The sequence below is a fragment of the uncultured Legionella sp. genome (genome assembly GCF_937871865.1).
Lineage (GTDB): Bacteria > Pseudomonadota > Gammaproteobacteria > Legionellales > Legionellaceae > Legionella.
This window is the reverse complement of the sequence record NZ_CALMPD010000181.1, coordinates 16568-29851: the sequence shown is the minus strand read 5'-3', so window position 1 is coordinate 29851 and position 13284 is coordinate 16568. Positions and strand designations below refer to the sequence as shown.

The window sequence follows — 13284 nt, the reverse complement described above, 5'->3', positions numbered from 1 at the left end:
AATGACCCACCATAATACTCACTCAATATTTTGTATTTGTTCGCGCATTTGTTCAATTAATACTTTCATTTCAACAGCACTCTGAGTTAAATCTACTGAGTCTGATTTTGAGCTTAATGTGTTCGCTTCTCTATTCAATTCTTGCATTAGAAAATCCAACCGCCTTCCCGCCACTGAATCGCTATTTATCGTGCGTCTGACTTCTGAAACATGAGTTTGTAAACGATCAAGCTCTTCTGTCACATCCAGTCGCGCTAAAATCATGGCTATCTCTTGCTCTACACGTGGCTCAGGAACTTCAAGCTGTATCGCATGCAAACGAGTGAGTAATTTATCTTTAGTCTGACTGGCCAATGAAGCAACAATTGTTCGAGACCGTATTACTTCCTGTTCTAAAGCCTGCAAACGTCCATCCACGTGCAACTTTAAAGCATGACCTTCTACAGCTCTGGTCTGGCTTAATTGTGTTATAGCGTCCTGAAACAACGTTATGGCCTGTTGTCCCATCACCTCCATATCCACTTGCCCTGCCTGTACCACGCCGGGCCAGGAAAGAATCTGGCTCACAGTCACATCATTTGCCAAATGATGTGAGGCAGCCAGTTGAGTGCTTAAATCTACTAATGCATTTACCATACCTATATTTATAAGCATAGACTGATTATCGGAACTTGTGTCCTGATACTTTAATTGGCACTCGAGTTTTCCCCGATTTATTTTATCTCGTAATGAAGCTCTTAGTTGGGTCTCAAGGAACCGAAAAGGCTCTGGTAATCGAAATGAAACATCCAGATAACGATGATTAACTGATCTGATTTCCCAACAAAGGGTGCCAGACTCAATCTGTTTCTGCGATCGAGCAAAAGCAGTCATGCTATGAATCATATAAAAACCTTACAAATAAACCATGCGCGAATATAACTCAAAATCGAATAATTGGACAGAGATAACTCATCATTAGTGCAACACTCTCATTTAAGAGCTATACTCCCCTTTTTTTTTGAGGATTTGTGATGCGCCCCAGTAAACGTGAACCCAATCAACTTCGCCCCATTAAAATAACTCGCAATTTTACCAATTATGCAGAAGGCTCGGTTCTTGTAGAGTTTGGCCAAACCCGAGTACTCTGTAATGCATCTGTTATAGAAGGTGTTCCACGATTTTTGAAAGGCAAGAATCAAGGCTGGGTAACAGCTGAATACGGTATGCTGCCCAGAGCAACACACAGTCGAAGCGATCGTGAAGCAGGAAAAGGAAAGCAAGGTGGCAGAACGCTGGAAATCCAACGCTTAATTGGCCGTTCATTAAGAGCGTGCATGGACTTAAAATTAATTGGTGAAAATACAATAACACTGGATTGCGACGTCATTCAGGCAGATGGTGGTACCAGAACAGCCGCAATCACTGGTGCCTGTGTGGCAATGAGAGATGCTGTAAGCTGGATGGTACAACGTGAAAAATTGAAAAAAATGCCGGCCTTTAATTACGTTGCTGCGGTATCAGTAGGAATTTACAGAGGACAACCAGTTCTTGATTTAGATTATGCAGAAGATGTACTTGCTGAAACAGACATGAACGTGGTCATGAATGAAGAAGGGCATTTTATCGAAATTCAAGGTACAGCAGAAGATAAAAGTTTTAATCGCGAACAACTAAATAGTATGCTTTCACTTGCGGAAAGCGGCCTTCCCCAATTAATCGAACTTCAAAAAAACGCATAATCATCACTCATAAGAACGTATTTGAATACCGCGCATCACGCGCGGTATTCAAATAAATGATCATTTAGATGATTACTATTATGAAAATATATTAGGTAAGTTTTTAGGTCAGCGTCTAATTACAGAAATGAAGCAAATGCGAATTACAACCCTTTAATAGGGGTAACGACCCCACTCCTGTAATTAGCCCCAAAGTTCTTTATTGATTTTCAGGCTTTTTATTAAGCAGGCGCCTGAAGGTTCCTACACAAGCTGGTTTGTATCCTCTGGTTTGAAAATAACTAAGCGGTGTTACGAATGCTATACTCAGGTTTAGTGCCGGACATAAAGTCACCCATTGTGCAAAACACTGCTCATCAATTTCTTTTTTGCCATATCCTGTTTGAGTATTACCCAGTTTACAATAAGCGATGGAGGCCATGGCTTTTTCAAAGTTTGCGTTTTGATTGCTCCAGCCTTCTTGGTCTTTCTCATTGAATAAAAGTCTGGTACCACAATATAAAAGAGCCATCTTCAGCCCTTCTTGATACCTCTCATTAAACGCATTTTTGTCAACATTCTCTTGAAGAATTGGCTCATCATCTTGTGTTAACCGGCCTTGAGCGATATTTTGATAAAACCAAATCAATCGGAGAATAGCACTGGCAGTATTCAATACTTCTTTATCGGGAGTAGCATCACCATATTTTCCTTCTAGAAAATCTTTGCCGTGATAATCTTGAGCCATCTTAAAGGCGACAAACAACCTGTCTGCAGAGAGTTGGGTTAGTCCGAAGTTGGTTTGCTCATTAAATTTAATTCCTTTCTGTATAGTGGATTCTAATAGGTTTTCCCAACGCTGCAAATTTGTTTTAGCTTTGTTTGTAGAGATTGTGCGGCCAGTCATGTCGGTTACATTTGTTGGATCACCACTGCTTTCAGCCAAAACCATACCAAGAACGTGTGCATATTTTAGTAGCTTTTGTTCTTCAATATAAAGACCTTGTGCATTAAACATATGCTGATAAATGACAAAATTCTGGAAAACAACCATTCTGAGATTATAGTCTATCGCATTACATTCCTTATCTTGTTCTTCTGCCATTGCAGAAGAAACATTCACGGTAAGGCTTTCAAGCTGTACCTCATTAGGCAAGCCGACAATGTCAGGCAGCCAATCGCTACTAACAGGGACGTTTTCCATAGCAGGTTGTTGCTCGTTTTTTACTGCGGGGTAAACTAAACCAGCCATTAAAAATAAAATAACACCTGCTGCTTTTTTAATATACCATCTTCCACTATTCATCAGCTGTACCTTCTATCTCTGTTGAGTATAGATCAAATGAACAGGGAGATGAGGCACGACAGGGTTCTATCGCAAAAATTTATTCAACGGCCAGGAACAAATTTAGCATCCTAATTTCAGATATTGCATTGAGGTGTTTTAGAGAGCAAGCTGATAAAGACTATAATGAATGGTTTATGTTGGTTTAAATCCAGTAATAAATATCGTGATGATTTAATAAAATATTTTAAATGTATACTCAGTGCTGAAATAGCGGCTGCGTATATAATGGCCTGTTTTTCAAACAGGCCATTATCCGCCAATTATTGTGACATACAGAGTTGTCTATATTCTACCTCTTTTTCGAAGTTAAGAAACAACAAGTCGTTACTGGTATCGGCACGAGGCATGTTGTAATCTGAAAAAAGAACCTCAGTACTTTCTACAGCCCCTGTTTCAATATTGATTTCTTCATTGCTTGCTATAGGAGTCAGTTCTTCAAAATCATCGTGTTGTAAAATCTCAAGCACGGGAAAAGTTTCGGGCTGATTGTTAGAATAGCTGGTGTAAATTTTCAAGTCTTCGCCACTTGCCCTATATAAGGCTTTAATCACTTGCATCATTTCATCATTAGTCGGTTTATAATGACCGCTGTGATTGCTTATTTTAAATAAACGACCATTTTCGAACGTCAATGTACCCATACCAAATACTTTTTTTCCATTAGCTAAGAAAGAATGATGCAATGATTTGCTGCATAATAATCTGGGAGATTGTTCTGCTGTCAGGCAAAAATTATATTCGCCTTCCAATACTTCTTTATTAGGAAAACTTATAAGGAATTGATCCATATCAACTGAGCATTGTTGCTGTTGTTCAAAACTAAGATATTTGTTTTTTTGTGGTTCCTTTCGTTCGAAAAAGCGCATGCACTTACGTTCTATTTTAAAATCATCTTTTAGTGAGATTAAAGTATTTAAAACCTCTCCATAGTAATGGGCCGCTTTATATTGATTTTTACTCTGCTTCATCATTTTTGCAGGGCTTTCATCAAGTTCATAAGACATTGTTCGTTTTTTTAGAATTGATTGATTCTGTTCTGATTTCATAACTTAATCATAGTGAGCAATATTCCAACAATATTATCATGGTAATATTAAAGTAATCTTAACAGTGAAATAGATGACCAATAAGAACAAACATCACTTATATCGCTCTACACCAAAAGGAAGCTAATCTGATACGCGTATTAGGCTATTAGTGAGACCTTAAAACAGTGTTTTATTTATCGCAGCTTCATGGGCAGTATGTCTTGATATCACATTGTTATTAAACAATTCCGTCAAATGTTGATCCAGCGTTTGCATTCCCTTAGCTTGCCCAGTTTGAATGGAAGAGTACATCTGAGCTACTTTATCTTCTCGAATCAGGTTACGAATAGCTCCGGTACACATCATAATTTCCAAGGCAGCTACTCGGCCTCCACCATTTTTTTTCAACAAACTTTGAGCGACAACAGACTGCAGAGATTCAGACAACATGGATCTGACCATGGATTTTTCTTCTGCGGGAAACACATCGATAATCCTGTTGATGGTTTTAGTAGCTGAATTGGTATGCAAGGTTCCAAAAACCAGATGACCAGTTTCTGCGGCAGTCATTGCCAATCGAATAGTCTCTAAGTCCCGCAATTCCCCTACCAGGATAATATCCGGATCTTCACGTAAGGCAGAACGCAGTGCAGCATTAAAACTTAGGGTGTCTTTATGTACTTCCCTCTGGTTAACCAGGCATTTCTTACTCTGATGAACAAATTCAATAGGATCTTCAACAGTAAGAATATGTTCATATCGAGATGAATTTATATAATCAATAATTGCCGCTAAGGTAGTACTTTTCCCAGAGCCAGTAGGACCAGTAACTAAAACCAAACCACGTGAAAAATTAGCCATCTCTTTGAATATTGGGGGAAGATTTAAATCTTCCATGCTCAAAATAGTTGATGGAATAGTACGAAATACGGCAGCCGCTCCTCGTGCCTGGTTAAAAGCATTCACCCTGAAACGAGCTAAGTTATTAATTTCAAATGAAAAATCAGTTTCTAAAAATTCTTCGTATTCCTTTCTTTGTCTATCATTCATAATGTCATAAATAATTTTAATCACGTCTTTATGTTCCAGTGCAGGTAAATTTATTTTACGTAAATCACCATCCACACGAATCATTGGAGGAAGTCCTGAAGATATATGCAAATCTGAAGATTTATTTTTAACCGAAAATGCTAATAATTCTGCTATATCCATACCCAAGTATTCCTGATTAATTAACATGTTATTAGTAGATTAGCTCAGGAAATGAAACAGGGCAAACATTGTCGGACTACCCATTATTTTGGTATGGTTGCATTTTTTAAGGCGTACCGATATTAATATGAATATTAGTAATAACATAAAAGTAATAAGAAGCTTAATTAAGCAAACAGAGAATTCAGCGAATAGAAAACCGGACTCGGTACTCTTGCTTGCTGTAAGCAAACAACAAACTAGTGTTGCTATTTCAGAAGCGTTTGAGCAGGGAATCACTGATTTTGGTGAGAATTATTTTCAGGAAGCGGAGAAAAAAATTGCTCAATTAAAAAATCTGCCCATTAGATGGCATTTCATTGGCCCTGTTCAAAGTAATAAAGCCAAAAATATTGCGCCGCTATTCACTTGGGTGCATACCATAGACCGTATTAAAGTTGCCACCCTGTTAAGTGAATCGCGTCCCTCTGATTTACCCCTACTCAACGTGTGTTTGCAGATAAATCTGACCTCAGAAACGACCAAGTCAGGGATTTCCTGTGACGAGGCAATGGAGCTCGCAGATGCAGTAAGTCAATTACCTAACATACATCTTAGAGGGTTAATGACTATCCCTCCTCCACTGAAAGATGCTCAGCAACAATATCAACTGTTTCTGCAATTAAATCAGCTCATGCAATTGCTCAATCAACAATTAAATTTAAATATGGATACTTTATCCATGGGAATGAGCGATGACTTGGTTCCAGCTATCCAGGCAGGAGCCACAATCGTTCGTATTGGACAAGCAATTTTTGGCACCAGACAAGGAACATCAAGATGAATATAACATTTATTGGCTATGGTAATATGGCAAAAGCTATTGCACGAGGCCTTGTTACAAATAAAACTTTTTCTCTTTCTGCATCAGCGCCCTCGTTAACTGCCGGAGTGAATAAGGACGGCATTAAAACGTACCATGACAATAAAGAAGCAATTCTTAATGCAGAAATTATCATTTTAGCGGTAAAACCAATACAAATGGGTGCTGTACTCAAGGAAATCAAACCCTTTATATCACCACATTGCCTGTTTGTATCTGTAGCAGCAGGTTTAAGTCTCTCCTGGTTTGAACAACACAGTCCTGTTGAACAAGCAGTTATCCGCACGATGCCGAATACTCCAGCGTCAGTAGGATTAGCAGCAACACCCATGATTGCCAATAAGCACGTAACAGCGAAACAGAAAGAGTTGGCTGAGCTCATTTTTTCAACTATTGGTTTAACCACCTGGGCTAATGATGAAGAGGAAATGGATGCATTTACCGCCTTATCAGGAAGTGGGCCAGCGTATGTATTTTTATTTATGGAAGCAATGATTGCATCAGCTGTAAATCTCGGAATTGCCCCCGAAACTGCCAGAATATTTACATTACAAACATTTACTGGCGCAATTAATTTAGCTCATAATAGCGATTTAAGTTTAACCGATTTAAGATCAAAGGTAACATCTCCAGGTGGAACAACGGAAGCAGCACTTAATATATTAAAAGAACCGCTGAAGGCTTTAATTCACACAGCTATGAATGCCGCGAAAAATCGAGCACACGAATTGGGAAATGCAAAATAAAGATGCATGGTTCAAACAGCTATTGAAGGGGAAATGAATGTCAGGTATTACCGCAGTAGGAATTTTTTTAACATCTTTGGTATTTGGTATCCTCATCTTTGCATTATGGCTAAGAATCGCCTTGCGCCTTCTGCGTGTGAGCGCACTAAGTCCATTGAGCCAAGTGGTTTTATCGATTACTGACCCCATAATCAAACCTTTAAACTCTATATTTAAATTAAAATATCAACCCGGGCAAAAATATGACTGGATGGCCTTTGCTGTTTTAGTTCTGGTTGAGTTTCTGAAAATAATCTGTTTAAGCATGCTTGCGTTCCACAAGTTAATGCCTATAGGTTATATAGTGCTTTATGTGGTTGCAGATCTCATTATTCAGCCCAGTGATCTGCTATTCTACGCTATTCTGATTCGCGTTATTATGAGTTATGTGAAGCCGGACTGGCAACATCCTGTTGCGGACTTCTTAAAATTATTAACTCAACCCTTATTAATTTTAGGCAGAAGAATAATCCCTGATATTTCAGGATTCGACTTTTCACCCTTCGTAATAATGGTCATATTGAAAATCATTACTTTATTTATTAGCGCCTATCTCCCTTGGCCCTTGTTATAAGGAATAATTAGCGAAATGAACTATACTTAATTCTGAAGGGATAGCTGAGATGAACCTATGAAATTAAAATACAGTGCATTTTTAGTATTGTTTATTTTGCCAATAAATAGCCTTTTCGCATCAGTTCAGTCGTACTATTGCCCTCAAAATCATGCCTATATTAATGTTGGCATGACAACTGATGAGGTCATTGCTGCTTGCGGCCAACCAGCCAGCCAAGAGGATTCAAATCAACCGCTGACCCAAAGAATACCAGTGCAACAATTAATTTATAACAACCAGGGCACAAGCAGCGCCTTTTATGGCGTTTGGAATATTCAAACCGGCAGTGGTGGAGCTCAAATGGAAATTGATGTTGTCAATAATCAGGTAAAAGGAATAAAAATTAATGGTGGTGACAGTAATGCCTCTTCGTTATGCAGTGGCACCAGCATCCAGCTAAATGATCCCGTGAGCAAAGTTTATGGTGCTTGTGGCAGCCCGGATGTCATCAATAACACATTTATTAATCAAGTTGTCCCAACTCAAACAAAACCACAAATATGGATATATCAACCTGGTCAATATCAACCCTCTGTATCCTTGACTTTTGTTGATGGCAAACTACAATCCATCAACAATTAATTGAGGAACTAATACAGATGACTGAAACCGTAGACGATATTACTATTGCCTTTACAGAGAATGGCACAGAAACCACTAAAGAGCTTGATAAACAGATATTAACAAAAGGGGCCTGGACAACAATAATGTTTAAGTATCAAGAGTGGGATAATGCTAAAAATGAATACGGTCCAATAAAATATTCTATTCGACGCTACCAAAAACGTAACAGCCAATACTGGCAAAAATCCAAATTTAATATATCCAGTGCAGATCAGGCGCAAAAAATTGTTACTATCCTTAGTGACTGGTTGAAGTAATTAATTTATTCGGAAACAGCGAATAACATCATAATGAGTGAACGCCCAATAGTGTCAACTTAAGGTGTTTTACCCCCTCTCTCTAACTCTCACCCCAAGGGGCGAGAGGACAGACGGGCTTCAATGGGGAGATATGTTTCTTCTTACCATTGTCTGAACGCTTACAGAGTGTATAAACTCTGTTGTGGCGAGCCATGGCGAAGCAATCCAGATCTGATCTTTATTAGAGTTACGATATAGATTACTTCGCCATGACTCACAAGGATGGCTATTTATCAGATTCGATGGAAACAAATAAATACATTAGTAACAGAAGCGATGTTTCCTTAGAACGACTTCATTTCCTTCATCATGAAAACATAGGTATATCATTTAAAAAACGACATCCCCATGAATGAATACCCTGTTCCCGTTCCTGTTCTGATATTATAAAAAGCACCCCACTCCATCATAGCCTACAACATGACACTCCTTATAAGCAGTCTGATCCAGCTGATAACTCACCGAACCATAAAAAGCATAGATTTTCCCATCTTTACCAAGTTCAATATGAGGCTTTTGATAGTTTGCTTCAGGTTCGCAGGTCGTTTTATTTTGTAGCCAAACAATTCCATTCTGATTAATCGTTGTCTTCCCTGGCTTTAAAGATGCAGTACCACATTCTTTAACAGATAAGGAAGATACTGAAGGAGCAGAGAATAAAATATCATATCCTGTTAAAGCAGTTTTAACTGCATTCTCAGCATCTAATATTCCATGGCCACAAGGTTTTTTGCCTACGCAGGATTTGTTCGCATCACTACTTTGACCAAAGTCATGAGTAGTAACATAAAGGATTTGCTCTACTTGTTCAGCCTTTAATCTCTTATCATTTACCGCATAAACTAATGCAGCCACTCCAGCAACATGAGGAGAAGCCATACTGGTACCCTGATAAAAATCAAAACCTGAATTATTATAGCCACCACCTGGATTTACCGTAGATAAAATACCACCTGCTGAACCATATCGTTTATCGCCTCCTGGAGCAGCAAGAGTCACACTGGGGCCATAATTGGAAAAGTAAGAGCGCAAGCCTTCAGGGCCTGTTGAGGCAACCTTAATGGTTCCGTTACATACCCCAGGGGCATTAAAATGTTCCCAGACATTATCATTCCCGGCAGCTGCAATCAGTACCGCTCCTTTTTTACGGGCAAAAAATACTGCTTCTTGCAGTGCTTCATCACAGTAATCAATTTCTTTACCGGGTTTTTCATCAACCCCAAAACTCATATTTAACACTTTTGCCGGATGTATGTTGGTTGGAACCCCAGGAACCTCACCACCAACAGACCAATAAATACCATTAATGACGGAACTTTCATAAAACATTCCAGAAGCACCAGGAATTTTGACAGTCAGTACTTTTAAATCTTCACCGATGCCATTCATCACAGAGCCATAACCAGCAATCGTTCCAGAGACATGAGTCCCATGATAGGATTGAGTTTCATCAGCCAGGTTATTGTTATTACCGGCAAAATTCCAACCCCATACATTACCGTTACTGTCTTTTACCAGGTTATTTATCAGACTGTCATGCAGTGCGATCCCAGTATCCAGTACCGCGACAACTATTGGCTTTTTCCCCATACCTGTTGTGTAAGCCCAGGCACCATCCCTTAATCCTGGTTTTGACTCCAGCATAATACCCGCTGGTCGTGAAAACTCATCCCATTGGCTTTCGTGAGAGAGCAATTGACTTAACTCCTGATTTACAACAGGGTTGGGTACGGGTTTAAAATATCCAACGCGATCTTTTACCGCATAAAGTACGTTTGGATCTTTACGAAGCCGTTCCAGCACCACTGCAGTATTATCACTGTCTTTAATAGTGTTCCCAGATAAGGTTGTGGCATCTAAAATTAGTGAATAAGCGCCATTAGCCATAGGCTTCATATCTTTAACAGGTAACTGTAGCGATTTAACTAATTGTGATTTCAATGAGGCGATAGCTGCAGGTTGTTGCTTGTACTTAATAATGACTCTAACCGTATCATGCATGGGAGCTGCAAAGACTCCAGATGCGACAGATAAAAAGCCTAATCCCAAAATACTCCTTTTTAACCTCATATTTAAAACTCCTTTTTAAAATCCTGAATATAAATACAACGCGATTCAGTATGCAGGAGAACAAAAGGCAAAACAAGGCTCCAGGTAACATCTCAATAAATCGCAGTGATTCGAAAGAGAAAATATTCATCACCGTATTTGAGACATCATGAAGCCAAAAGAAATAAAAGTTAGATTATTTAAATGTCACCTTGATATCAGTACAAGATGACATTTCAAAGGATAAATTAGTACCGATACATTTCTGGTTTGTAAGGGCCATTCTTATTAACACCGAGATATTCTGCTTGCTCAGTAGTCAGTATTGTTAACCTGACACCTATCCTATCCAAATGCAATCGAGCCACTTTTTCATCCAGTAACTTGGGAAGTACGTATACTTGATTCTCGTATTGATTGGCATTTAAAAATAATTCAATTTGAGCCAAGACCTGATTAGTAAATGAAGCTGACATCACAAAACTAGGATGCCCGGTCGCACAACCTAGATTGACCAGTCTTCCCTCTGCCAAGACAATAATTCGTTTACCATCAGGAAAAATAACATGATCAACCTGTGGCTTGATATTTTCCCACCTGTATTGCTTCAAGCTTTGAATATCAATTTCAGAATCAAAATGACCAATATTACATAAAATAGCCTGGTTACGCATCCTAAGCATATGCTCATGAGTAACCACATGGTAATTACCTGTTGCCGTAACAACGATATCCACTTGCTCAGCAACTTCATCCAAAGTAACGACTCGATAACCTTCCATTGCAGCTTGTAATGCACAGATAGGATCAATTTCTGCAATAAGGACAGATGCCCCCTGGCCACGTAAAGCCTGAGCGCAGCCTTTACCTACATCACCATATCCCAGAATCAAGGCGACTTTACCTGCAATCATTACATCAGTAGCTCTTTTTAAGCCATCTAACAAGGATTCTCTGCAACCATAAAGATTATCAAATTTGGATTTGGTTACTGCATCATTAACGTTTATAGCAGGAATTTTTAATTGTGCCTGTTTTGCCATTTCATATAATCTGGCAACACCAGTAGTGGTTTCTTCTGAAACCCCTTTAATTGAAGCCAAAAGTTCGGGGTATTTTTGATGAATAATTTGCGTTAAATCACCACCATCATCCAATAACAAATTAGGAGCCCAACCATCAGGCCCAGCTAATGTTTGTTCAACACACCACCAGTATTCTTCTTCTGATTCACCTTTCCAGGCAAAAACAGGAATGCCTGCTGCAGCAATAGCAGATGCAGCATGATCCTGAGTAGAAAATATATTACAAGACGACCAACGAACCTCAGCACCTAAAGCAATAAGCGTTTCAATCAAGACTGCAGTTTGAATAGTCATATGCAAACAACCAGCAATACGAGCGCCTTTTAAAGGCTTTGACGCACCGAATTCGGTTCGCAATGCCATTAAGCCTGGCATTTCTGTCTCGGCAATGGCAATTTCCTTACGTCCCCAATCTGCCAGAGACATATCCGCTACTTTATAGTCTTTTAAATTCATCACTCGTTCTAACGCGTCCTTTACTGAGTCCATTTGATATCCCTTAATTATAGTGCTTTTTGTAATTCCGCTACTTTATCTAAATGCTCCCAAGGAAACTGGTCTCGTCCATAATGACCATAAGTTGCAGTTTCCTTATATATAGGACGCAATAAATCATGGTGATTAATAATGCCTTGTGGCGTTAAATCAAAGTGAGTATGAATTAAGTCAATAATCTCACTGTTTTTTAACCGACCAGTTCCAAACGTTTCGATAGAAACTGATGTTGGCTCTGCGATACCAATGGCATAGGAAACCTGAATTTCGCATTTATCAGCCAGTCCGGCAGCAACAATATTTTTTGCTACATGTCGCGCTGCATAAGCTGCAGAACGGTCAACCTTAGAAGGATCTTTACCAGAAAAGCAACCACCACCATGTCTGGCCATACCGCCATATGTATCTACAATAATTTTACGGCCAGTCAAACCGCAATCCCCTAAGGGACCACCAATAACAAATCGTCCGGTAGGATTAATAAAAAACCGTGTTCTATCAGTTAACCATTCGGCTGGAATTACTGGCTTAATAATTTCTTCACGAACAGCTTCGGTCAGTTCACCGTGACTGATATCAGGAGAGTGTTGTGTAGACAAAACTACTGTATCTACCTCTACAGGTACTCCATTCTCATATTTTAAGGTTAATTGGCTTTTAGCATCAGGTCTTAACCAAGGTAATTGCCCTGATTTACGAACATTGGCTTGTCTTTCCATTAAACGATGAGCATAGGCAATAGGCGCAGGCATAAAAACATCTGTTTCACGACTGGCGTAACCAAACATTAGTCCTTGATCTCCAGCACCAAGTACCTTGGTAGATTGATTATCAACGCCTTGGGCTATGTCAGGAGACTGTTTTCCAATGGCAGAAAGTACTGCACACGATTCCCAATCGAATCCCATCTGCGAACTGTTATATCCTATATCTCTGATAACATGTCTGGTAATCTCATCTACATCTACCCATGCTTTGGTAGTTATTTCACCACCAACCATCACCATTCCAGTTTTGACAAATACTTCACAAGCAACTCGTGCCGCAGGATCTTGCCCTAAAATCGCATCCAGAATAGCATCAGATATCTGATCTGCTATCTTATCAGGATGCCCTTCTGATACTGATTCAGAAGTAAAAACATGGCATTCATTCATTGTATACCCTCATTATTGATGTAC

Annotated in this window: 13 protein-coding genes; 6 read left to right on the top strand and 7 right to left on the bottom strand. The window is 39.2% G+C overall.

What is annotated here, in order from left to right:
* Nucleotides 1-18 precede the first annotated feature (18 nt).
* Nucleotides 19-885 carry a YicC/YloC family endoribonuclease gene (locus Q0495_RS09850; RefSeq protein WP_298625544.1) on the bottom strand — a complete coding sequence of 289 codons (867 nt, stop codon included), beginning with the start codon at nucleotides 883-885 and terminating at the stop codon, nucleotides 19-21.
* 128 nt (nucleotides 886-1013) lie between these two features.
* Here Q0495_RS09850 and rph point away from each other — a divergent pair, with 128 nt between their 5' ends.
* Entirely contained in the window at nucleotides 1014-1721 is a 708-nt protein-coding gene (gene rph, locus Q0495_RS09845; RefSeq protein WP_298625541.1) for a ribonuclease PH, read from the top strand.
* A gap of 199 nt (nucleotides 1722-1920) precedes the next feature.
* Here rph and Q0495_RS09840 read toward each other — a convergent pair whose 3' ends face one another.
* The 3 genes from Q0495_RS09840 to Q0495_RS09830 all read right to left on the bottom strand — a co-directional run bounded on the left by Q0495_RS09840 (nucleotide 1921) and on the right by Q0495_RS09830 (nucleotide 5288).
* Entirely contained in the window at nucleotides 1921-3006 is a 1086-nt protein-coding gene (locus tag Q0495_RS09840; protein WP_298625539.1) for a hypothetical protein, read from the bottom strand.
* 302 nt (nucleotides 3007-3308) lie between these two features.
* Nucleotides 3309-4094, bottom strand: a complete 786-nt coding sequence (locus Q0495_RS09835) for a hypothetical protein (protein ID WP_298625536.1) — start codon at nucleotides 4092-4094, stop codon at nucleotides 3309-3311.
* 159 nt (nucleotides 4095-4253) lie between these two features.
* Nucleotides 4254-5288 carry a type IV pilus twitching motility protein PilT gene (locus Q0495_RS09830; RefSeq protein ID WP_298625533.1) on the bottom strand — a complete coding sequence of 345 codons (1035 nt, stop codon included), beginning with the start codon at nucleotides 5286-5288 and terminating at the stop codon, nucleotides 4254-4256.
* 127 nt (nucleotides 5289-5415) lie between these two features.
* On the opposite strand from Q0495_RS09830, the gene Q0495_RS09825 reads away from it, so the two are divergent.
* The 5 genes from Q0495_RS09825 to Q0495_RS09805 are packed head-to-tail and all read left to right on the top strand — an operon-like array spanning nucleotide 5416 to nucleotide 8432.
* Nucleotides 5416-6111 carry a YggS family pyridoxal phosphate-dependent enzyme gene (locus Q0495_RS09825; protein WP_298625531.1) on the top strand — a complete coding sequence of 232 codons (696 nt, stop codon included), beginning with the start codon at nucleotides 5416-5418 and terminating at the stop codon, nucleotides 6109-6111.
* Complete coding sequence (gene proC, locus Q0495_RS09820; protein ID WP_298625527.1) at nucleotides 6108-6896, top strand: pyrroline-5-carboxylate reductase; 789 nt, start codon at nucleotides 6108-6110, stop codon at nucleotides 6894-6896. Before Q0495_RS09825 ends, proC begins: the two co-directional genes overlap by 4 nt.
* A gap of 37 nt (nucleotides 6897-6933) precedes the next feature.
* Entirely contained in the window at nucleotides 6934-7509 is a 576-nt protein-coding gene (locus Q0495_RS09815; RefSeq protein ID WP_298625523.1) for a YggT family protein, read from the top strand.
* A gap of 57 nt (nucleotides 7510-7566) precedes the next feature.
* Nucleotides 7567-8133, top strand: coding sequence for a DUF2845 domain-containing protein (locus tag Q0495_RS09810; protein WP_298625520.1), 567 nt, complete (start codon nucleotides 7567-7569; stop codon nucleotides 8131-8133).
* Nucleotides 8134-8150: 17 nt separating this feature from the next.
* Nucleotides 8151-8432, top strand: a complete 282-nt coding sequence (locus tag Q0495_RS09805; protein WP_298625517.1) for a hypothetical protein — start codon at nucleotides 8151-8153, stop codon at nucleotides 8430-8432.
* 426 nt (nucleotides 8433-8858) lie between these two features.
* On the opposite strand, the gene Q0495_RS09800 is transcribed toward Q0495_RS09805, so the two are convergent.
* From Q0495_RS09800 to metK, 3 genes are all read right to left on the bottom strand, one after another.
* Nucleotides 8859-10544 carry a S8 family serine peptidase gene (locus tag Q0495_RS09800; RefSeq protein ID WP_298625515.1) on the bottom strand — a complete coding sequence of 562 codons (1686 nt, stop codon included), beginning with the start codon at nucleotides 10542-10544 and terminating at the stop codon, nucleotides 8859-8861.
* A gap of 227 nt (nucleotides 10545-10771) precedes the next feature.
* The gene (ahcY, locus tag Q0495_RS09795; protein WP_298625513.1) at nucleotides 10772-12097 is read right to left on the bottom strand and encodes an adenosylhomocysteinase; all 1326 of its coding nucleotides are present in this window, start codon (nucleotides 12095-12097) and stop codon (nucleotides 10772-10774) included.
* 14 nt (nucleotides 12098-12111) lie between these two features.
* Nucleotides 12112-13260 carry a methionine adenosyltransferase gene (metK, locus tag Q0495_RS09790; protein WP_298625511.1) on the bottom strand — a complete coding sequence of 383 codons (1149 nt, stop codon included), beginning with the start codon at nucleotides 13258-13260 and terminating at the stop codon, nucleotides 12112-12114.
* Between the last annotated feature and the right edge of the window lie 24 nt (nucleotides 13261-13284).